Raw genomic sequence first — 21,141 nt, forward strand, 5'->3', positions numbered from 1 at the left:
GACGTATGTTGATGCGCACTGATCCGTTCCGTGAGTTCGACCGGCTGGCCCAGCAGGTGTTCGGCGCCGCCTCACCCGGGACGTGGTCTCGTCCGGCGGTGATGCCGATGGACGCCCACCGCTCGGGCGAGGAGTTCGTGGTCGAGTTCGACCTGCCCGGCGTGTCGCCGGACTCGATCGACCTCGACGTCGAGCGCAACGTCCTCACGGTCAAGGCCGAGCGTCGACCACACAGGGCCGACGAGGTCGAGATGCAGGTCTCCGAACGTCCGCTGGGCGTGTTCTCCCGGCAGCTGTTCCTGGGCGACACCCTCGACTCCGAGCACATCCAGGCCGGCTACGACGCCGGCGTCCTGACGCTGCGCATTCCGATCAGTGAAGCCGCGAAGCCGCGCAAGATCGCGATCGACGCAGCACAGGACCGCAAGGAGATCAACGCCTGACCCCCGGGATCCGGGGTCGGCGGCCAGCCGGGGTGACCAACCATGACGCTGCCGTTGACACGTGACTGGGACAGCGAGTTCGCCGCCATCGTCTACGCCGAGCACGCGTGGCTACGCGCGGAGTTCGACGCGCTTGTCCACGCAAGCCTCGACGACGATGCCGGCGACGGCTCCCCCGGCGGAGTCGGCACCGCCGCGGCGCCCACCCCGCAGGCAGGGATTCGTGCGCCGCGCCCCGGCCGGGCGCCGAACCGTGACGTTCCGCGGCGGCGACATCCCGGCCCGCGGCCACGGCCTCCGCCCGGGAGCCGACCCGTCAGTTCTCGCCCCTGACCAGAGAAGGGAGGGATGAACCAGCCACGCTGCTCACCTAGACAACCCATGACGTCGGGACGGTCGTCGCCGTCGACGAAGCATGCCGATCGGACTGGCGGCCGATCGTCCCCGTGGTCGGCCGCACGCGCCTCGTGGCGTCACGGCCCATCAGGTCGACCGCGACGACCGCACCCGACACCACCTCAAGAACCTCCCGCACGCCAGTCGACCCTGTCGACCATGGCGCAAGAAGTGGCTCGCCACCCAGCCGACCCAACCCACCAAGCGAACTGAACGGACGCTCGATCTGGGGTTCCATCGGATCGCTGCGAATAGCTCGACCTCTGCTTCGGCGCAGACGCCGTGCCCAGTCTGACCGCGCAATCCGTCAGCGCCGCCGCAGCGCCCACCCGAAGGGCGGCGGATATGATCATCTTCCCAGGTCGAGGGTGGTGTAGAGGGTGAGTCCAGGTGGGCAAGTCCCCCTCGGACACATCCCCCCGCTTGGTCAACATCTACTCTGACCAAGCGCGGAGCTGGTTCATAGGTCAGTCTCAGGCCGAGAGCTTCGTAGATCTCGGCACGTTCGTCGGCGGTCGCACGCTTCAGCGCCTTCACGACGCCGCCGAGTTGGTCGATCAGGGCCGTGATGTCGGCCCCCGTGAGTTGGGTCGTCGTGAGGCGTCAGGCGCATGGTCGTACTGCGGAGCAGCACGACCATGTGGCAAAAGCAGTGGACTACTCGGGTGGCTCAGACCGTCCGTCCAAGAACGTGATCGGTCCGGAGTTCTCGGTGCGGATGGTGGCAGTGGCGCCGGACTCGAGCTGGATGGTCGCGGGGAGGTTCGCGGCGACCTCGGGGGCCTCGACGCCGATGGTGACGGAGACGTCCACCGGGTCCGGATAGGCCGAGTAGACGCCACGTGGATCGGTCGCCCAGTCCGCGCGGGTCTGGAACAGCCGCACCGAGACAGCGTCCAGTTCATCAGCGCCCGCCGCAGGTCAACCCCGGCGATCGGCGCGGCGTCGCGCTGCTCCGCCGGGGCCGGCTCGCCGCCGATCAGGACGTCGCGGCGTGCCTTGAAACGCTGGAGACGCCCTCCAAGCGACAGATGACGATTGATGAGGACGCGCCGTGCGTAGCCGTCGCGGTTCTCCATATCGCGGACCCGCCGCCACTTCGCGAACACCCGCACCAGCGCATCCTGCACGAGGTCGTCCGCGTCGTGGATGTTCCCAGTGAGCAGCAACGCGGCCCGCCTCAGTTGCGGGGCGCTCGCACGTGCCCACGCCTCAAAGCTCGGCGGCTCCGCATCGCTCACCAGGCACCTCCTACCCAGGAGAACACTCGGCCCGGCTCCAGCGTGGCATGCGATCTTTGGGATTGGGGCACACCGGATTCGCCTACAAGCCCAGGCATTCGTCGTCGCCGCGCTCCCCTATGCCGGGCCGTCTGACGGCCCGACGTCACGGATCGATGCCCTGCGCCTTCAGCGCACGTGCCTGGTAGTAGTACCAAGCCTGCAGCTCGATGAGGTGCTGGACCTGCGGCTGGGTCAGACGCTCGCGCTGAGTCCTGAGCACGGCGTTGACCACCGCGAGTTTGGTCGCCGGCGACATCTGCGCGGCAGGCTCCGCGACGGGCTCGGATCGCAGCACCCATCGCAGAAACTGCTCCAGGATCTCATCGTCATCCGGAAGGAAGATGTCGCCTTCCGCGCCAGTCGGCCAGCGCCCGACGCCACCCTGGCCGCCTCGACCACCTGCGCCGCCGGTTCCCCCGGTACCGCCCGCGCCGCCGCGGCCACCCTCGATCGGTCGGGCCGGAAGTTGCCGGACCTGCCAAGGGCCTTGCCGCCGCGCTGGGTCGGCGGCGCGCTCGACGATGTCGGCGGCGGCTCGGACTTCGTCGGACGTCAGGGGTGGACGGTTGTCAGCTGTCCACGTTCGGGCCGCGATCACCTCGGCGGCAGTGGGCATAGGAACCGGTGGCGTCAGCGCGATGCTCTCGTTGATCCGCTGGATCCGCTGCTCGTTGAGGTACGCCAATGCGGCGGTGATCTCTGGATCGGCCACCTCGGTCCTCCTTCCACGAGCCCGCCGCAGAGCGAACACCGCGGCTCAGTTCCGTGCCATGGCCTGACTGCGCGTCCACCCGGCTCAGCATCTCAGCAGGGTCGGACAGATGGCGCGCTCATCGCCTGGACCGGCCGCGAGCCCGCAGGACGGTGCGTGACCGGAGCCTCCCGGTCACGCACCGCATGCTCATGCCGTCTCGAGCAGGTTCACAGCTCGGCGCATTGGCCGCTGCGCGCCCCGGCCGCCGAGTTCGGGTGCCCATCGTTGACCGGTGAAGGGGTGTTCCCGGCGCACGCCAGCGGCCCCGTGACCTCATTCGCCGCGACGACCGCCGCGGTGGTCCCGGAGTTGCCGGCGACGTACACCGACCCGTTCACCGTGTTGCCCACGATCCGGATCAGCGCGTTCGAGTCCTGTACGGCAACCGGCCCACGCAGGGTGTTCGGTGCGCACGCGACACCGCCCAGCACCACCGTCTCCGCGACGTCCTGGATGGCCAGCGGCCCGGTGACCTCGGAGGCGCACAGCACGACCTGCCGGGCGCCCGTGACCCGGACCGGGCCGTCGACCCTGGAGTCGGTGACCAGCAGAGCGCCGCCGGTCACCATGACCGGGCCCTTGACGGATGCCCCGTCGAGACAGAGCACGCCGGTGGCAGCGAGTGGCCCATGGTGCGTCCCGGTCACCGTCTCGTCGCACGCGGGCGGTGGTGGCGGCGGGTCGAACCGGGTCAGGCTCACGTAGTCCAGGCCGATGGCGAGGCCGGTGGACTCCGGTCCCTGGCCGGTGACGGAGAGCCGGATGGTGTGGGTGCCGGCGGCGAGCGCGACGTCGTCCAGGCTCGCCTCGGAGTAGATCCGCTTCTCGGTGCTGGCGTCGATCGGGTCGCCGAGGTCATGGCCGTCGACTGAGACCTGGACGCTGGCCCTGTCGGCCTGGTTGAGCAGGCGGAAATTGAGGTCGTAGGTGCCCGCGTCGGGAACCTCGATCTCCAGGTCCAGGTGGTCGCCGATCTCTGCGGCGGCGAACTCCAGCCGCTGCCCGCCACTGGAGTTGCGGTCGTCGACGACGGACGGTGCCGGCGACGCTGCGGCGTCGGCGTTCTCGGCCTCGAACAGGTGCCGGGTCAACCCCGGCCCGGCGACGAGCGAGTCCCGGCTGTCGGTCAGCCATTCCACGTTGAGCCGCGCGACGATGATCTCGGGAACCACCTCGTACAGCACCAGAACGGTGCCGTCGTCGAGGACCGCGATGTCGGAGTACCCCACGCGGCCCGTCTGGACGACCTTCTCCCGCGGGAACGTGTAGCCGTCGTCGTAGGACAGGGCCAGGCTCAGGTCACGGCGCGAGGCCGTGCTGGGCCGGCTGAACACGACCCGGGAGACGTCAGCGCTGCCCGGCCCACCGGACAGGCGGTCCAGCCCGGCGTCGGCACCTGCCGCAGGCGGGAAAGACCCATGCAGGTACGGCTCGGACCAGGTCGCGCCCCGGTCATCGCTGATCGAAACGATCCGGCGGTTCGGCGAGCCGACCGCATACCGGCCGTACAGCGCGAGGGTGCCGTCCGCTCTCTCCAGGAGCCGGGTCTCGCCGTTCGGATAGGCCGGGTCGATCGGGATGGCGCCGCCATTGTGCCAGGTCGCACCCAGGTCGTCGCTGTAGATGACCGACGTGCTGTAGCCGCGCTCCGCTGCCGGCAGCTCGACGCTCTTGCGATGCCAGACCTGGAGTATCAGCCGGCCGTCGGAGAGCTGCAGCCCGTGCCCCGGGCCGGGCGAATGGTTGGTCCAGCCTTGTGGCAGCTCACGGAACATCGACGTGATCTCGGTCCGCTCGGACCAGGTGCGGCCGTCGTCGTCGCTGTAGCGGTAGAAGACGTCGCCCGTGACGCCCTGGTAGTTGAGGTTGTAGAAGAGGAAGATCCGGCCGGTCCGCTGGTCCACGAGGAGCGTCGGATTGACCCAGGACTCGCGGTTCGGGCTGGCCTCGATGGTTCCCGCTGACGGCCAGGTCCGGCCGCCGTCGAGACTGCGCTTGTAGACCAGCTCATGGGTGGCCGTGTCGGTGATTCCGTGTCGCGCCTCGCTGACGGCGAGCACGGTGCCCTCGTTGGTGACGGCGATGCCGGGGATGCGGTGCGCCTCAGTGCCGGATTCTCCGTCTTCCCACACCGTCACCTTCTCGATCAACTCGGAGGTGGCCCAGGTGGGCGTGGCCGGCTCGATGTCGGTTGCCGTGGCCGGTGCCCCTCCCGTGACGGTGCCGGCGACCGCACAAGCCGTCACCGCCACCGCTGCGAGGGCTCGGCGCATCCGGCTTGCTGCCGTGATGCGCGAACGTGGCTCCCCGTCTGGGGAATGGGTGTCCGATCGACGGTTCACTGCCATGACCGTGTCTCCTTGTGATGGGTTCCGCCCGTGCAGGTCACAGCCCGGCGCACTGGCCTTGGCTCGGCCCGGTCACGGAGTTCGGATGACCGTCGTTGCCGGGCGCGGGCGCGTTGCCGGAACAGGCCAGCGGCCCGTGGATCCGGTTGGCGGCGAGCACCGGCGCGGTGCGGGCGGTGCTGCCGGACACCCGTAGCGGCCCCCAGACCTCGTTGTCCACGATGCGGATGAGCGCGGCCGACTCCTGCACCGCGACCGGGCCACGCAGGACGTTCGGCGCGCAGGCGACACCGCCCAGGATCACCGTCTCGGTCGCGCCCGTGATCGACAGCGGCCCGGTGAGGTCGGTGCCGCAGATGCTCACGTGCTCGGTTCCGGTCACGCGGACCGGGCCGTGGACGGCCGAGCCGGTGATGCGGAGGCCGCCGCCGCCCGTCACCGTCACCGGGCCGGTGACCGTGGCCCCGTCGAGGCAGAGCATGCGGCCGGTCGCGGTGAGCGGGCCGGTGTGCGTCCCCGACACCGTCTGCTCGCAGGCCGGACGCGGCGCCGGCGGGTCGAACCTGGTCAGGCTGACGTAGTCGAGGCCCACGCCGAAGCCGGTCGACAGCGGGCCCTGGCCCACGACGGTGAGCCGGACGACGTGCCGGCCGGCGGACAGGCTGACGCCGGGGAGGGTGATCTCCGGGTAGCCGCGGCGATCGGTCGCCGCGTCCACGACGTCGCCGAGGTCGACGCCGTCGAGGGAGACCTGGACGGTGCCACGGTCGGGCTGGGTGGGCATCCGCAGGTTCACGTCGTAGGCGCCGGCGTCGGGGACGTCCAGCGTCAGGTCCAGGTGGTCACCCGCTCCCCCGGCGGCGAGCTCCACGCGCCGGCCGCCATGGGCGTTGGGGTCCTCGACCACGGAGACCGGCGCCGAGCCGGCGACGTCGGCGTCTTCGGCCTCGACCAGGTGACGGGTGAGGCCGGGGCCGGCGTCGAGCGAGTCCTGCCCGCCGGTCAGCCACGCCACGTCGAACCGGGCGACGACGATCTCCGGGACCACTTCATACAGCACCAGGACCGTGCCGTCGCCCAGGACGGTGATGTCGGAGTAGCCGGCGCTGCCGGCCTGGATCACCTTCTCGCGCGGGAAGCTGTAGCCGTCGTCGTACGACAGCGCCACCGTCAGGTCTCGCCGGGCCCGGTTGTCCAGCCGGCTGAACAGGACGCGAGAGATGTCGGCACTGCCGGGACCGCCGGAGAGCCGGGCCATCCCGGCGTCGGCGGCGACGGCGGGACGGAACGAGCCGTGCAGGTAGAACGGCGACCACGTCATGCCCCGGTCATGGCTCACCGACACGATGCGGCTCAACGGCGTCCCGGTGGCGAAGCGGCCGATCACCACGATCGATCCGTCGGAGCGTTCCAGCAGCCGCGACTCGTTGATCGGGTAGGCCGGGTCCGGTGTGATGGCGCCGCCGTTGTGCCAGGTCGCGCCCTGATCGTCGCTGTAGATCGTGGAGATCCCGTAGTCGCGTTCCCCGACCGGCAGTTCGACACTCTTGCGATGCCACACCTGGAGCAGCAGCCGCCCGTCGGCGAGCTGAATCGCGTGGCCGGGTCCGGGCGAGTGGCTGGTCCAGCCGTGCGGCAACTCGTCGAACATCGGCGTGACGTTCACCCGATCCGACCAGCTCACGCCGTCGTCGTCGCTGGAGCGGTAGAACACCTCGGAGGTGACGCCGTCGCTGATGTTGTAGAACAGGAAGATCCGGCCGGTCTCGCGCTCCACCAGGATGGTCGGGTTGAGCCAGGACTCGCCGTTCGGGGCCGGCTCGATCATGCCCGTCGACAGCCAGGTGCGCCCGCCGTCGAGGCTGCGCTTGTAGACCAGCTCGTGGCTGGCACGGTCGCCGATGCCGATGCGGGCCTCGCTGACCGCCAGCACGGTTCCCTGAGTGGTGACGGCGATGCCTGGAATGCGGTGCGCCTCCATGCCGTTCTCGCCGGCCGCCCAGACGGTGACCTTCTCGAAGAGTTCGGGGGCGAGCTCGGCGCCGGCGCGGGCCGGCAACCCGGCCGCGGACACCCCCGCGATGGCCATGAGCAACACGATCGCCGTCGCCAAGGCGCGCCGGCTGTACGCAACGATCACGATGACCTCCTGTAGATGGGTCAGCTGTGCAGATCCAAGGCCGCCCCGAGCAGTTCCCGGGTGTACGGCTGGTCGGGCGCGGCGAAGACGTCGTCCACCGGCCCCTGTTCGACGATCACGCCGTGTTGCATGACGACCACCCGGTCCGCCACCTGGCGCACGACGCCGAGGTCGTGGGTGATGAAGACCATGCACAGGCCGTGTCGTTCACGCAGGTCCACCAGCAGGCGCAGGATCTGGGCCTGCACCGAGACGTCCAGGGCCGAGACCGCCTCGTCGCAGACCAGCATCGACGGCCGGGCCGCGAGCGCCCGCGCGATGCTGACCCGCTGGCATTGGCCGCCGGACAACTGCGCCGGATACCGGCCGGCGACGTCGGGGTCGAGCCCGACGTCGGCCAGCAGGTCCGCCGTCGCCTGCCGCCGGTCCGCCGACCCCGGCACCGGGAACGACGTCCACGCCTCCCCGACGCACTGGGCGACGGTCCGTCGCGGGTTCAGCGACGAGCGCGGATCCTGGAACACCATCTGGATGGCCCGCAGCAGCTGCGGCGGCCGCGCGCTCACCGGCCCGAGCGGCACGTCGTCGAAGCTGATCGTGCCCTCGGCGTACCGCTGCAGCCCGGCCACGCAGCGAGCCACCGTCGTCTTGCCCGAGCCCGACTCGCCGACCACGCCCAGGATCTCCCCGTCGCGGACGTGGAAGCTGACGTCGTCGACGGCGCGCAGCGGGTCCGCCCGGCCCACCAGGCGTCGGCGCGCGCCGAACGCGACGGCGAGGTTCTCCACCCGCAGTCTCGTGCCGGTCACGCGCCGACCTCCTCGGCCCGGTGACAGGCGACCCAGCGCCCCGGCGGCACGGGCCTCCACGCCGGCTGCTCGACGGCGCACCGGTCGATCGCCAGCGGGCAGCGCGGGTGGAAGGCGCACCCGGCCGGCCGGTTCGCCGGGCCGACCGGTGTTCCCGGCAGCGGGCGCGTCAGCGCCGACCTCGAGTGCACGGCCGGGACGCTCTGGATCAGCGCCTGGGTGTACGGATGCCGCGGGTGACGCAGGACGTCGCGGGTCGGCCCGTACTCGGCCAGCCGCCCGGCGTACATCACCGCCACCTCGTCGGTCACGTGCGACACCACGCGCAGGTCGTGACTCACCAGGATCATCGCGAGGCCGGCCTCGGCCCGGATGCTGCCGAGCAGCCCGAGGATGCGCGCTTGCACGGTGACGTCGAGAGCGGTCGTCGGCTCGTCGGCCAGTAGCAGCGACGGTTCGCCCGCCAGCGCCATCGCGATGACGACCCGCTGGCGCAGTCCGCCGGAGAGCTGGTGCGGGTAGGCGCGGCGCCGGCTCGTCGGGTCGGGGATGCCGGCCATGGTCATCAGCTCGACGACGCGCTCGCCGACCTGTGCCCGGCGCATGCCGCCCCGCCGCAGGATCTCGCCGATCTGGCGCCCGACGGGCCGGGTCGGATTGAGCGCCGCGAGGGGGTCCTGAAAGACCATGGCGATCTCCCGGCCGCGGATCCGGCGGCGTCGGGCCGCGGAGGCACGGACGAGGTCCTCGCCGCGCCACCGGATCTCCCCGCCGATGTGGGCGGATTCCGGGAGAAGATCCAGCAGCGCCAGCGCGGTGACGCTCTTGCCGCTGCCGGATTCGCCGATGATGCCGAGGGTGCCGCGCGGCGCGACGGCGAAGGTGATGCCGTCGACGACCCGCCGGAGCCGGCCGTCGACCCGCAGGTCGACGGTCAGCTCACGGACCCGCAGACCGGCGTCCGGGGACGACTCCCCCGGGTCGGCGGACGCGCCGGCGACCCGGGGTGCGGTCGAGTTCGGCGCCATGCTCAGCCGGCGATCTCGATGGTGGAGAAGTTCGGGAAACCGCTCGGATCCGGCGTCACGCCCTCCAGGTCGCTCCGCCACGCGTAGGCGAGCTTGACCTGCATCGGGTACATGCCCACCGCCTCCGACCAGATGATCTCGGTGGCCCGCCGGTAGGCGTCCTGGCGGACCTCGGGGTCGTTGCTGGTGTTGCCCTCGAGCAGCGCGGCGTCCAGGTCCTCGTTGCAGTAGCCGTTGCGGCCGGCCGCGCAGGGGTAGAGACGGCCGAGGTTGGTGGCGGCGTCGTAGGTCGCGGCGCCGACCTGCTGGAAGTTGACGTCCCAGTTCAGCGCCAGCAGATCCTCGGTGAAGACCGCCTGCTCCTTCTCCAGCAGCTCGACCGGCACCCCGATCTCGGTCAGGTCGGAGACCACCGCCTGCAGGAACGGCCGGAACTGGGCGCCGGAGAAGTGCAGCCGCAACGGCGTGCCGGCGAAGTCGAAGCCGGCCGCCTCGAGTTCCGCCCGCGCCGCTTCGGGGTCGTAGGCGACCGGTTCCTGCGGCGCGTAGCCGAACACCACCGGCGCGACCGGCGACTTGGCCGGCTCGCCGGTCTCCGGGTTGAGGGTGGCGATGATCGTCTCGAAGTCCACCGCCTTCCACAGCGCCCGCCGCACGGCGGTATCGGCCAGCGCGGGCGTCGACGAGTTGAACCACATCGTGTAGACGAGCGTGCTCGGCACCGTCTCGACGACGAGGTCGTCCGCCGTCATCAGCGGCTCCAGCTGGTCGTCCGGCACACCCCAGGTGAGATCGACCTCGCCGGTGCGCAGCGCGGTCAGCCGGGCGGCCATCTCGGGGATGTCGCTGATCCGCACCGACGCCACCCGCGCGTGGTCGCCCCAGTAGTTCTCGTTGCGGGCCAGCTCGAGCGCCTCGCCGGGGACGAAGGTCTCGACGGTGAACGGCCCCGAGCCCACCGGGTCGGCGAAGAAGGCCGCCGGGTCGGCGGCGGCGCTCGCCGGCAGCACGAAGAACTGGGTGAGCTTCCCGGCCAGCGCCGGGTCGGGCGCGGCCGCGGTGAGGACGACCGTGGCGTCGCCGTCGGCGGTGGCGACGATGTTCGCGAACGACGGCGCGAGCGGGCTGTCCCCCGCGGCCAGGCGTTCGAACGAGGCGACGACGTCGGCGCTGGTCACGGGCGTACCGTCGGAGAAGACGAGGTCGTCGCGGAGGGTGAACACCCACTCGGTGGCGTCGTCGTTGACGGTCCAGTCGGCGGCCAGGTCGGCCACGATGGTGCCGTCCGGGTCCGGCTGCACCAGCCGGCTGAAGATCGCCTTGCTGGACAATCCGGTGGCCGCCGAGGCGCCCTGGACACCGTGCGGGTCCAGGTCTTCGATCGGGTACTGGCCGGCCACCTCGATGGTGCGCTCGGCCGCCCCGCCGGTGTCGGCGGTGTCGCCCGAGGTGGTGGTCGAGCAGGCGGTCAGGGCAAGCAGCGCGCCGAGCGCCAGCGCCGCCGTTCGGGTTCCTCGTTCGGACATTCTCAACGCTCCTCTTGTGTGGGGACGGGTGGCCGGACCGGGCGTACCGGTCAGCGGCTGAATCCGCGTCCGTATCGCTGGGTGAAGGCGTCGCCGATCAGGCCGACGCTGACGACGAGCCCTGCGAGGGCCACGCCGGCGAACGCGGAGATCCACCACGCCGACGCGAGATACTCCTTGCCGTTCGCGATGGTCTGGCCCCAGGAGACCGTCGAGGCCGGCAGACCCACGCCGAGAAAGCTCAACCCGGCCTCGGCCAGCACCACCAGGGCGAATTCGACGGTGGCCAGTGCCACCACCGGGCCGGCGGCGAACGGGAGGACGTGCCGGACGATCATCCTGGCCGGCCGGACGCCGAGCATCCGCGCCGCATCCGTCCACGGCCGGGACCGCACCGACACCGCCACGCCGCGCGCCACCCGGGCGATGCCGATCCACCCGGACACCGCCAGCGCGGCCACCACGACGACGGCGCCGCCGTCCAGCACGCCGGCGATGACGATGGCCAGCAGAATGCCCGGGAAGGCCAGGGTGATGTCCATGATCCTGGCCAGGACGGTGTCGACCAGGCCGCCGCTGTAGCCGGCGATCACGCCGACGCAGCACCCGACCACGCTCGCCACGACCACCGTCGCCACGCCGATCAGCACCGACGTCCGGGCGCCGTAGACGACCTGCGCGAGTACGTCGCGCCCGAGGTGGTCCGTGCCCAGGACGGCGAGCTCCCCTGCCGACGTCCGGCTGCCCGGCGCCAGGAGCCGATCCACCAGCGGGGTGTCGACCGGGTCGTAGTCGATCAGCAGTGGCCCGACGACGGCGGCGACCAGGTAGCAGCCCAGGATCACGAACGGAACGGCGGCGAACACGCGGGCCAGCAGGTGTCGCGGCCGGCTCGGACGGGCGGGTGGGAGCGTGGCCGCCGCGGTCGCGGCCTCGAGGGTCTCCGGGAGCGGGTTCATGCGCGGTCTCCCGTCCGGATCCGCGGGTCGATGGCGCGGTAGGCGAGGTCGACGAGCAGGTTCAGCGCGACGACGATGGTGGCGATGACGAGGGTGGCCGCCTGCACGACGGCGTAGTCGCGGTTGCCGATCGCGTCGACGATCAGTGACCCGAGACCGGGCCAGGCGAAGACGTTCTCGACCACGACGGCGCCGCCCATGAGCGCCCCCATCTGCAGGGCGACGATCGTGACGACCGGCACCAGCGAGTTGCGCAGCACATGCCCCGTGAGCACCTGACGCTCGGTGAGGCCCTTGGCCCGGGCGGTGAGGATGTACGACTCGGTCAGGGTGTCCGCCATGCTGCTGCGGGTCAGCCGGGCGACGATCGCCGTGAACGGCAGCGCCAGCGTCACCGCGGGCAGCACCAGGTGCGCCGGTGTCCCGGCGCCCGCGCTGGGCAGCACGCCCAGGGTCAGCGCGAAGAGCAGGATGAACATGATGCCCACCCAGAACGTCGGGAAGGACTGCAGGCCGATGGTCGCGGTCGACACCAGGCGGTCCCAGACACTGCCCGCCCGCCGTCCGGCCAGCGCCCCCAGCACCAGCCCGGCGACCACCGCGATCAGCGTCGCGGCGAGGGTCAGCTCGACCGTCGCGGGGAGCCGCTCGGCCACCGCGTCGATCGCCGGCCGGCCCAGCCGGTGCGAACTGCCCAGGTCAAGGGTGACCAGGTCGCCGAGGTAGGCGGCGTACTGGCCCACGAGCGGGCGGTTCAGTCCCATCGACTCACGCAGCGCGGCCACCTGCCCGGCGTCGGCGTCCGGGCCGAGCAGGGCCGTCGCGGGATCGCCGGGGGCGGCGCGGACGATGAAGAAGACGACGGTGGCCACGCCCCACAGCACGACCAGGGCGACGAGGACGCGGCGGACGACGGCGATCACGGCCGGCCTCCGCCGGGCTCGACCGGCTGCGCGTCGCCGCCGAGCCGGTCGCCGTCGATCAGGTGCCGGCGGTGCTCCCACAGGTGGGCGCGGATCGCCGCACGGTCGGCGTCGTCGCAGGGCAGGAACGGGGCGGCGGCATGCGGCGGGATCAGGCCGAGAAGGTCGAGCACCGCCTTGGTGGTCGGCACGCCGGGGCGGATCCGATGGATCCCGGCGAGCTCGGCGGCGAGGCGCTGCAGGCCGGCGGCCTGATCGCTCTGGCTCTGGCGCACCGCCGCCACGGTCGCGACGGCGACGGCCGGCGCGAAGTTGGCGATGCCCGGTGTGACGCCGTGGGCGCCGGCCAGCAGGCCATCGACCATGGCGCGCTCGTTGCCCTGGCTCAGGCCGAAGTCCTCGCGTGCCGCGACCACGCCTACGAACCGCGACAGGGTGGCGAGGTCGCCGGAGGACTCCTTGACGCCGACGACGTGCTCCAGCTCCAACAACCTGGCCAGCATCTCGGGGGTGATGGGATTGCCGGTGTAGCGGGGGTTGTTGTAGGCGATCACCGGGACTCGGAGCACCTTCAGCGCGTCGTAGTGCGCGACGATCTCATCGGGCCGGTGCGCGAAGAACAGGGGCGGGCACGCCACCACCGCGTCCACCCCGGTGCTCGCGAGCACACGTCCGCGGGTGATCGCCTCGTCGGTGCCGACGCCGGAGATCGCGGCCGTGATCCTGCCGTCCGCGCCGGTGAGCTCCCGCCACCGGGCCACCACCGGTGTCGCGAACGCGGCGGCCGCGTCCAGCGGCAGCACCGGGCCCTCGCCGTTGCTGCCGAACAGCATCAGCGCGTCGACCCCGGTGGCGGCGAGCCGCTCGAGCAGCCGGTCCATCAGGCCGGCGTCCGGCCGGCCCGGCGCGGACATTGCCGTCACCAGCGGAACCACGACGCCGTCCAGCAGGTCGCGACCGCTGCGGAACTCTCCCGCGGTGCTCATCAGTACGCACCCACCTGGGGCCAGGCCAGCTCGACACCGTGCCGCTCCAGCTCCGCCTGCAGGTCCGCCGTCAACGCGGCGGACTCGCCGACCGCGTGCGGGCCGACACCACGTGCGACGCACATCGCGGCCAGCGCGCCGGCGGCCTCGCCGATGTTCCACTCCACCGGGTGCAGCCGGTAGCAGCCATTGGTGATGTGGGTCGTCCCGATGTTCTTCGCGGCCGGCAGCAGGTTGGCGACCCGGAGCGGGAGCAGCGCACCCAGCGGGATCTGGAAGGGGCACGAGGCGATGTCGATGAAGTTGTCCCCGCCGGTGCTCGGGTGCAGGTCGATCCGGTAGGCGCCGATGCCGACGGAGTCCTTGTAGGAGACGGCGCCGTGCTCGCCGCGCTCGGCGTGCGACAGGTCCTGTTCGGTGACGGTGCACTGGGCGCGGATCCGGCGCGACTCGCGGATGTAGGCCGCCATCGCGAAGCCGTCGGGCGTGCCGACGACGTCGCCGCGCAGCCGCAGCCCGGGCCAGCCGGTGCCGCCGTCCGGGCGCGGCGCCTCGGTCTGCAGCCAGTACAGCAGGCTCTGGCTCAACTCCCGGGCGGACTGGGCGTGACGGTCGTTCTCCTCGGGCGTGCCGCCGAAGACCGGGCCGTCGATGTAGTCCGTCATCGGCCAGTTGACCAGGACGATGTCACTGGCCGCGGCGCCCGGGCCGAGCTGGTGGCGCCAGAGCGCCCGGCGGTACACCCACAGGTTCGACCCGCTCGTCACCCGGCTCTGGTCGGCGATGATGACGTCGTCCGCGGTGTCGTTGTTCGGGTCCAGGTAGGTCGTCCGTGGCTCCAGGGTCCGCGGCTCGGGGTAGGTGAAGCTCAGGTACCTGTCCGGCCAGAAGTCCGGCCGGAACTCCCGCCACCGCGCGTACCCGGCGGGCCGGTCGATCGTGTGGTCCTCGCCGGCGCGGTGGTCGAGGGCGAAGCACCACGAGACGGCCTGCATGTTCGCGGGGTCGGCGACTGCCGGGGCGTGCGGCTCTCCCGTCTCCGCCTGCGACTCCGCCCCCGTCACGTGCTCGACGCCGGCCAGGGCGAGCAGCTCGCCGGTCTCGGTGGCGTCGAGCACGTACGGCGCGTCGACCGCGAAGGTGCCGCCGTCCACCAGATCGTCGAAGGTCACCGGCCCCACCGCGTCGCCGTCGACCTGGACCGAGCGGACCCGGGCCAGGGTGACCACGGTGATCAGGCCGCGCGCCTGCCAGGGCGACAGCATCGCGCGCAGCACCAGGTGCGACACCGCCGGCTCGTGGCAGATCCGGCTGACGGTCGCGTTGCCGATGTTCAGCGCCGGGTCGCGCAGCGCCCGCTCGGTCAGCGGGTAGAAGGATCGGTAGTGATCCCGGACGGCGGTGCGGAACGCACGGTACGAGGCGGTGCAGCCGAACTGCTCGATCCACGGATGCTCGTCGGGCGGCACCGCCTGGCTGGTGAGCTGCCCACCGACCCACGGGCTCTCCTCGACCAGCGAGACGGTCGCCCCGCGGCGGGCGGCGGCCAGCGCGGCTGCCACGCCGCCGACCCCGCCGCCGACCACCAGGACGTCGCAGCGGTGGTCCGCGATGCGGCTCACCGGCGATCCCGGCCCGGTCGCGGCGCGGGCGCCACCGTGCAGCCGTCGTGCGGGAGGCAGGGCACGACGACGCGTCGCGCCGGTCCGCCGGGGTCCTCCATCAGGCGGACGAGCAGCTTCACTGCCTGCATTCCCATCTCCCATCGGGGCAATCGGTAGCCCGACCAGTCGTCTGGCCGGACGCTGTGTCCGTGAACGTCGCCCAGCAGCGCCACGCTGACGTCAGCGGGCACTCGATAACCGGCGCGTTCGATCACCGCGGTCAGCTCGTCGATGCCCACCGGCGGCTCCACGAGCAGGGCGGTGGCGCCCGCCTCGACCGCTTGCCGGACCGCCGCGTAGTCGCCGTGGCCGGCCGGGACCGGCCGGTCCACCGGCAGACCGGCGTCGCGCAGGGTGTCGACGAACGCGCGGCGGCGATCGATGCTGGCCGACGCGTCGGCACCGGTGCCGACGTAGCAGAGCCGCTCGTGCCCGACGGCGACCAGCCGCTCGACGAGGTCGGCCGTGGCCGCGGCGTAGTCGGCCGACACGTAGGAGATCTCGCCGTTGGGGATCTCGCGGCGGCCGATGTACACGAACGGGAAGCCGTCCTCGTGCAGCCGCGCCAGCTCCATCTTCGGCTCGCCGTTGCCGAGGAGGATCGCGCCGTCGGTGAGCCGGAGCCGGTTCTCGTTGCGCCGGTAGATGTGGTTGTCCGGCTCATCGAGCACCGTGCTGGTGAACAGCAGCAGGTCCTTCCGGGCCGCCTCACCGGCAGCCTCGATGCCGCCGAGGAACTCGGTGTAGAAGCCGCCCGCCTCCGCCGTGAACATCGGTTCGAACGCGAAGACGCCGAACATGCCGGTGCGATGGCCGGCCAATGATTGTGCGATCGGATTGGCCACGTAGCCGGTTTTCTTGATCGCCGAGAGAACTCTCTCCCTGGTGTCTTCGGAGATCCGGGCACTGCCGCCGGTCCGCTCATTCAAGACCATCGATACCGTCGTCTGACTGACCCCGGCCACCCGAGCGACATCGATTTGGCGCACAACGACCATCGCTGAACCCGCCTTTTTGTTTTGGCTTCCGGTCCGCACAGTCTGGGACCGGAAATGCTCGCCCGCAAGGTGCCAATGCGGATTATTAGCGGCTGTACGCCACGCCTGGCCCAGCCCTAGCATCGACGCGACGGCGATGACCCACCGGCGGAAGGAGGCGCGATGCCGACGGCTGGACTGGACCTCGGCGGATCGGGAATCCGCCTTCGCATTTCCAGCCCGGAAGGACGGGTCCTCGACGAGACAACCGGCCCGAGCGTCAATTCGACCGCTGCCGGAGATCCGTTGCGATATGCCACCGCGTTCCTTTTGAATCGATGCCGCGACCTGCGGATCAGCGCATTGTCCACGGTCGCTTTCGGCCTATCCGGCCTGCATGGATCGCTTCCACCGGCCGATTCCGCACTCCGCCTGTTGCACGCCGAGTTGGGCACCCGGCGGCTGGTGCTCGCCGATGACTGCGTGACGTCCTACGTCGGCGCGCTCGGCGAGCGGCCGGGGGTGGTCTGCGCGGCGGGGACCGGCGTCGTCACGCTGGCCAGCGACGGCGTGAACCGGTCCGCGAAGGTCGACGGCTGGGGCGCCATGGCCGGCGACCTCGGCAGCGGTTACTGGATCGGCCGCGCGGGACTGGCGGCGGCGTTGTGCGCCCATGACGGACGGATCGAGCGCGGCTCGGCGGCGCTGCTGGCCGCGATGATCGAACGACACGGCGATCCCGCCCGGTTCGCCCACGAGGTCACGACGTCCGAGGACGCCAAGGCGATCGTGTCGGGCTTCGCCCCGGTCGTGCTCGATGCGGCCACCGCCGGCGACGAGGCCAGCTCGGACATCGTCGGCGCGGCGGCCGCGCACCTCGCGACCGCGATCGCCGCCGCCCTCGACCGAGCCGGCGCTCCCCCGCGGATCGCGGGCACGGGCCGGCTGCTCACCCGGACCGGTGTACTCGCCGGCCGGCTCGTGGACCTGCTGACGCGCCGGATGCCGGACGCGTCATGGGTCGAGCCGGCCGGTTCCAGCCTCGACGGTGCCTGCCGGCTGGCCGCGGCGGCACCGGTGCCGGCGCCGCCGTTCGGAACGCTGGTCACCGTCACGACGATCTCGGAGGTCGAAGAACAGTGAGCGTCATCTCCAGGCTGGCCGGCGGACTGATCGTGTCCTGCCAGGCGCCGGTCGGCAGCCCGCTGCGCCAGCCGGCGGTGATGGCCGCGATGGCGTGCGCCGCCGAGCTGGCCGGCGCCGTCGGCATCCGTGCGGAGGGCGCGGCGGACATCGCGGCCATCAAGAACGCTTGCGCGTTGCCGGTGATCGGCATCCGGAAGCGTCAGGTGCCCGGGACCGACGTCAGGATCACCCCGACGCTCGCGGACGCCCTCCCCCTGCTCGACGCCGGCGCCGACCTCGTCGCGCTCGATGCCTCGGACCGGCCGCGGCCGGGCGACGAACGCGTCGCCGACCTCATCGCCGCCCTCGCCGCGCGCGGTGTGCCGGTGATGGCCGACGTCGGCGACCACCGCTGCGGGGTGGCCGCCGCCGGCGCCGGGGCCGCGCTGGTGGCGACCACTCTCGCGCCGAGCCCCGATCCGTCCGACCCGGACGCGCCGGATGTCGGCCTCGTGCGGCGGCTGGCGGAGGGCGGCATCGACGCCCCGATCGTCGCCGAGGGCCGGTACGCCACGCCCGAGGCGGTGGCGGCGGCCTTCGCCGCAGGCGCCTACGCCATCGTCGTCGGCACCGCGATCACCGACACGCTGGCCCTGGCCCGGCGCCTGTGCGCCGCGACCCCCGCTGTCATCGGTAGCCGAGCGGGTCGGGCGTGATCATCGCCGGAGCGTCCCTCGTCGCGCCGGACGGCGTCGTGAGCGACGGATGGATCGAGGTCGGTGGCGAGCGCATCACCGCGCTCGGCGCCCTCCCGCCGCCGGGCCGCGTCGACCTGGCCGTCGGCGGCGGCTGGATCGTGCCGGGGTTCGTCGATCTGCACGCCCACGGCGGCGGCGGCGCGACCGTGGCCGGTGCCGACCCGGAGCAGGTCGCGGCCTTCGCCGCCACCCACCTCCGGCACGGGACCACGTCGATCCTCGCGAGCCTGTCCAGCGCCGGCGAGGCCGCGCTCGACCACGACCTGCGCGCGCTCGCCGAGCTGGCCGAGGACGGCGTCGTGGCGGGCATCCACCTCGAAGGTCCCTGGCTCTCGCCGCGGCGGAAGGGTGCACACCCGGCCAGTGCCCTGCGCGTCCCCGAACCCGGGATGGTGGCGCGGCTGCTGAGCGCGGGCCGCGGTGCGATCCGCATGGTGACCCTGGCGCCGGAACTCGAGCACGGGCTCGACGCCGTCCGCGCCGTCACCTACGCGGGAGCGCTCGCCGCGGTCGGGCACACCGACGCGGACGCCGGCACCACCCGCGCCGCGATCGAGGCCGGTGCCACCGTCGCGACGCACCTGTTCAACGCCATGGCGCCGATCCACCACCGCGAACCCGGGCCGATCGTCGCGCTGCTCGCCGACGACCGTGTGACGGTGGAACTCGTCCTCGACGGTGTCCACCTCGATCCGGCCATCGCACGGCACGCCTGTGTCAGCGCGGGCCCGGACCGGGTCGTGCTGGTCACCGACGCGATGCAGGCGGCCGGCCGCGGCGACGGCCGCTACCCGCGCGGCGACATCAGCGTCACGGTCCACGACGGCGCCACCCGGCTCCCCGACGGCACGCTCGCGGGCAGCGCTCTGACCATGGACGCCGCGTTCCGGTTCGCGATCACCCGCGCCGGCTTCACCATCCAGGACGCCGTCCGCGCCACCTCGACGACGCCCGCACGGCTCCTCGGCATCTCCAGCCGCACCGGCGCGCTGCGGCCCGGGCTCGCCGCCGACCTCGTCGTCCTCGATGCCGACCACCAGGTGGTGGCGGTCATGCGCGAGGGCGCCTGGGTGAGCACGGGGTGAGCCTGTTCGACGTCGTTGCGATCGTGGCGGCCGGGTTCGCGGCGGGTGCGGTCAACGTCGTCGTCGGGTCCGGGACGATGATCACGTTCCCGACGTTGCTGGCGCTGGGCTACCCGCCGGTGGTGGCCAACGTGTCCAACACCGTCGGGCTGGTCCCGGGCTCGGTCATGGGGGCCTGGGGGTATCGCGAGGAACTGCGCGGCCAGCGCGCCCGGGTGTTCCGGTTCGGGCTGGCCGCGGTCGTCGGGGGCGCCGGTGGTGCGGTGTTGCTGCTGGCGTTGCCGCCCGGCGCGTTCGAGGCGATCGTGCCGGTGCTGATCGTGGCGGCCTGTGTGCTGGTCGCGGCGCAGCCGTGGATCTCGCGGCGGCTGAAGGACCGGCCGTCCGGGCGTGAGCACGGCGGGCCGGTGCTGTGGCTGCTGGTGCTGCTGACCGCGGTGTACGGCGGCTACTTCGGGGCCGCGCAGGGTGTGCTGCTGCTCGCCGTGCTGGGGCTGGGGGTGTCGGACACGCTGCAGCGGTTGAACGCGGTCAAGAACGTGCAGGCCGGGCTGGTGAACCTGGTCGACGGGCTGGTGTTCACGGTGGTGGCCGACGTCGACTGGGCGGTGGCCGGGCTGATCGCGGCCGGCTCCGCGGCCGGCGGGCTGCTCGGCGCCCGGATCGGGCGCCGGTTGTCACCGCTGCTGCTGCGCATCGTGATCGTCCTGGTCGGCGCCGCCGCCATCGTCGTTCTCGGTATCGGTTGACCGCCTCATGGTCGGTCCGCGGCACCCACCGCACGCGCGAGTATCTCCTTCAGGGGACGGCCGGTGGCTGCGGCGACCTCGGCCAGGTCGTCGTACTCCGGTTGGGCGTTGACGACGGCTCCGCCGAGCCACGCGTACTTGACCCGCACTCGATGGCCATCCAGCTCGACGGTGCCCTCGGTACGCGCCAGGGCGTGCTTCGTCGCCGCTGTCTCGCGCACGCCGATCGTCGAGGTCTCGCGGAAGAGGACGTCGCGCACGGCCGTCGCCAGCTCGGGTGCGGCCAGCGCTGACACGGTGTGGGCCGGGCGGCCCTTCTTCATGAGCACCGGAGTCAGCCAGGCATCGTCCGCCCCGACGGCGATCAGCCGGTCGATGACGGCCGGCCACAGCCGTGGGTCCAGGTCGTCGACGTTCGCCTCGAGCAGGACGGAGCCGGCGGACGCCGTGTCGTCGTCGCCCGTGAGGCGATCACCGAGGAGGACGCGCAGCACGTTCGGCGCCTCGGCGAAGTCCGCCGTCCCGGCACCCGTGCCCATCCGCTCGACTCGCATGGCCGGCATCGGGCCCCAGTGGTCGACGAGGGTGGTGAGCAGCGCCGCCCCGGTAGGCGTACACAGTTCCCGGGCGGCGGGTCCTGCGGTGATGGTCACTCCGGTCCCGCTCAGCAGCGCCACGACCGCCGGCGGCGGCACGGCCAGCAGACCGTGCTGCGTGCGGACGGTGCCCGACCCCACGCCCACGGTGTCCGCACCGATGTGGCGCAGGCCGAGGTCCTCGACCGCCGCGCACACGCCGACGATGTCGGCGATGGCGTCGAGCGCACCCACCTCGTGGAAGTGGACGTCCTCGGGCGGGACGCCGTGGACGAGGCCCTCGGCCACCGCCAGCCGTTCGAAGACGGCAACGGCGCGGTCGCGGACCTCGTCGGCCAGCGGCGCGTCCACCAGCAGCCGCCGGATCTGTGCCCACCGCCGGTGATGGTGCGTCTCGGCCACGATGACCTGCGCCTTGATCGCCACCATCCCAGCCCGACGTACCGGCTGGCGAGTGATGTCGACCTTCTCGACCCCGATGGCCGCGACGGACGCCCGCACGGCGGCGAGCGACGCACCCGCGTCCAGGAGCGCGCCGAGGAGCATGTCGCCGCTGGCGCCACTCGCGCACTGCAACCACGCGTCGACCACG

General features: G+C 72.2%; 18 protein-coding genes and 1 pseudogene. 5 read left to right on the forward strand and 14 right to left on the reverse strand.

What is annotated here, in order from left to right; genetic code table 11:
• The first annotated feature begins 5 nt into the window (after positions 1–5).
• Complete coding sequence (locus ACW62_RS02260; RefSeq protein WP_053202426.1) at positions 6–443, forward strand: Hsp20/alpha crystallin family protein; 438 nt, start codon at positions 6–8, stop codon at positions 441–443.
• A gap of 1,053 nt (positions 444–1,496) precedes the next feature.
• On the opposite strand, the gene ACW62_RS35635 is transcribed toward ACW62_RS02260, so the two are convergent.
• The 13 genes and pseudogenes from ACW62_RS35635 to ACW62_RS02320 form a co-directional block, all read right to left on the reverse strand.
• Positions 1,497–1,724, reverse strand: a complete 228-nt coding sequence (locus tag ACW62_RS35635) for a hypothetical protein (RefSeq protein ID WP_053202427.1) — start codon at positions 1,722–1,724, stop codon at positions 1,497–1,499.
• A gap of 161 nt (positions 1,725–1,885) precedes the next feature.
• Positions 1,886–2,080 (reverse strand): annotated as a pseudogene (locus ACW62_RS36430) (sigma factor); the annotation flags it as partial.
• A gap of 145 nt (positions 2,081–2,225) precedes the next feature.
• The gene (locus ACW62_RS33720) at positions 2,226–2,834 is read right to left on the reverse strand and encodes a hypothetical protein (protein WP_053202428.1); all 609 of its coding nucleotides are present in this window, start codon (positions 2,832–2,834) and stop codon (positions 2,226–2,228) included.
• A gap of 209 nt (positions 2,835–3,043) precedes the next feature.
• Complete coding sequence (locus ACW62_RS02275) at positions 3,044–5,149, reverse strand: exo-alpha-sialidase (RefSeq protein WP_169791967.1); 2,106 nt, start codon at positions 5,147–5,149, stop codon at positions 3,044–3,046.
• A gap of 112 nt (positions 5,150–5,261) precedes the next feature.
• The gene (locus ACW62_RS02280; RefSeq protein WP_053202430.1) at positions 5,262–7,364 is read right to left on the reverse strand and encodes an exo-alpha-sialidase; all 2,103 of its coding nucleotides are present in this window, start codon (positions 7,362–7,364) and stop codon (positions 5,262–5,264) included.
• A 20-nt stretch (positions 7,365–7,384) separates the two neighbouring features.
• Positions 7,385–8,173, reverse strand: coding sequence for an ABC transporter ATP-binding protein (locus tag ACW62_RS02285; RefSeq protein WP_053202431.1), 789 nt, complete (start codon positions 8,171–8,173; stop codon positions 7,385–7,387).
• A complete protein-coding gene (locus tag ACW62_RS02290) occupies positions 8,170–9,201 on the reverse strand; it encodes an ABC transporter ATP-binding protein (RefSeq protein WP_083459050.1) in 1,032 nt (343 codons plus the stop codon). Before ACW62_RS02290 ends, ACW62_RS02285 begins: the two co-directional genes overlap by 4 nt.
• Positions 9,202–9,203: 2 nt before the next feature.
• Entirely contained in the window at positions 9,204–10,727 is a 1,524-nt protein-coding gene (locus ACW62_RS02295) for an ABC transporter substrate-binding protein (protein WP_053202432.1), read from the reverse strand.
• A 50-nt stretch (positions 10,728–10,777) separates the two neighbouring features.
• Positions 10,778–11,686 carry an ABC transporter permease gene (locus ACW62_RS02300; RefSeq protein ID WP_053202433.1) on the reverse strand — a complete coding sequence of 303 codons (909 nt, stop codon included), beginning with the start codon at positions 11,684–11,686 and terminating at the stop codon, positions 10,778–10,780.
• Entirely contained in the window at positions 11,683–12,609 is a 927-nt protein-coding gene (locus tag ACW62_RS02305; protein WP_053202434.1) for an ABC transporter permease, read from the reverse strand. Before ACW62_RS02305 ends, ACW62_RS02300 begins: the two co-directional genes overlap by 4 nt.
• Positions 12,606–13,595, reverse strand: a complete 990-nt coding sequence (locus ACW62_RS02310; protein WP_053202435.1) for a dihydrodipicolinate synthase family protein — start codon at positions 13,593–13,595, stop codon at positions 12,606–12,608. Before ACW62_RS02310 ends, ACW62_RS02305 begins: the two co-directional genes overlap by 4 nt.
• Positions 13,595–15,217, reverse strand: a complete 1,623-nt coding sequence (locus ACW62_RS02315; RefSeq protein WP_169791959.1) for an FAD-dependent oxidoreductase — start codon at positions 15,215–15,217, stop codon at positions 13,595–13,597. Before ACW62_RS02315 ends, ACW62_RS02310 begins: the two co-directional genes overlap by 1 nt.
• Positions 15,214–16,296: a LacI family DNA-binding transcriptional regulator gene (locus ACW62_RS02320; protein WP_169791968.1), complete on the reverse strand. Its 1,083-nt coding sequence runs from the start codon at positions 16,294–16,296 to the stop codon at positions 15,214–15,216. Before ACW62_RS02320 ends, ACW62_RS02315 begins: the two co-directional genes overlap by 4 nt.
• A gap of 123 nt (positions 16,297–16,419) precedes the next feature.
• On the opposite strand from ACW62_RS02320, the gene ACW62_RS35005 reads away from it, so the two are divergent.
• The 4 genes from ACW62_RS35005 to ACW62_RS02340 are packed head-to-tail and all read left to right on the forward strand — an operon-like array spanning position 16,420 to position 19,953.
• Positions 16,420–17,379, forward strand: coding sequence for an N-acetylglucosamine kinase (locus tag ACW62_RS35005; protein WP_083459054.1), 960 nt, complete (start codon positions 16,420–16,422; stop codon positions 17,377–17,379).
• The gene (locus ACW62_RS02330) at positions 17,376–18,077 is read left to right on the forward strand and encodes a putative N-acetylmannosamine-6-phosphate 2-epimerase (RefSeq protein WP_053202438.1); all 702 of its coding nucleotides are present in this window, start codon (positions 17,376–17,378) and stop codon (positions 18,075–18,077) included. The genes ACW62_RS35005 and ACW62_RS02330 overlap by 4 nt, the downstream gene beginning before the upstream one ends.
• 38 nt (positions 18,078–18,115) lie before the next feature.
• Entirely contained in the window at positions 18,116–19,204 is a 1,089-nt protein-coding gene (nagA, locus tag ACW62_RS02335; RefSeq protein WP_240477206.1) for an N-acetylglucosamine-6-phosphate deacetylase, read from the forward strand.
• Complete coding sequence (locus ACW62_RS02340) at positions 19,201–19,953, forward strand: sulfite exporter TauE/SafE family protein (protein ID WP_053202440.1); 753 nt, start codon at positions 19,201–19,203, stop codon at positions 19,951–19,953. The genes nagA and ACW62_RS02340 overlap by 4 nt, the downstream gene beginning before the upstream one ends.
• Before the next feature lie 5 nt (positions 19,954–19,958).
• On the opposite strand, the gene larC is transcribed toward ACW62_RS02340, so the two are convergent.
• Entirely contained in the window at positions 19,959–21,125 is a 1,167-nt protein-coding gene (larC, locus tag ACW62_RS02345) for a nickel pincer cofactor biosynthesis protein LarC (RefSeq protein ID WP_205629084.1), read from the reverse strand.
• Positions 21,126–21,141: the final 16 nt, after the last annotated feature.

Source organism: Jiangella muralis, assembly GCF_001270745.1.
GTDB classification, from domain to species: Bacteria; Actinomycetota; Actinomycetes; order Jiangellales; family Jiangellaceae; genus Jiangella; species Jiangella muralis.

Coding starts and splice junctions, on each gene's coding strand:
- ACW62_RS02260 (WP_053202426.1), top strand. CDS start 6: ATGTTGATGCGCACTGATCCGTTCCGTGAGTTCGACCGGCTGGCCCAG.
- ACW62_RS02275 (WP_169791967.1), bottom strand. CDS start 5,149: ATGCGCCGAGCCCTCGCAGCGGTGGCGGTGACGGCTTGTGCGGTCGCC.
- ACW62_RS02290 (WP_083459050.1), bottom strand. CDS start 9,201: ATGGCGCCGAACTCGACCGCACCCCGGGTCGCCGGCGCGTCCGCCGAC.
- ACW62_RS02295 (WP_053202432.1), bottom strand. CDS start 10,727: ATGTCCGAACGAGGAACCCGAACGGCGGCGCTGGCGCTCGGCGCGCTG.
- ACW62_RS02300 (WP_053202433.1), bottom strand. CDS start 11,686: ATGAACCCGCTCCCGGAGACCCTCGAGGCCGCGACCGCGGCGGCCACG.
- ACW62_RS02310 (WP_053202435.1), bottom strand. CDS start 13,595: ATGAGCACCGCGGGAGAGTTCCGCAGCGGTCGCGACCTGCTGGACGGC.
- ACW62_RS35005 (WP_083459054.1), top strand. CDS start 16,420: ATGCCGACGGCTGGACTGGACCTCGGCGGATCGGGAATCCGCCTTCGC.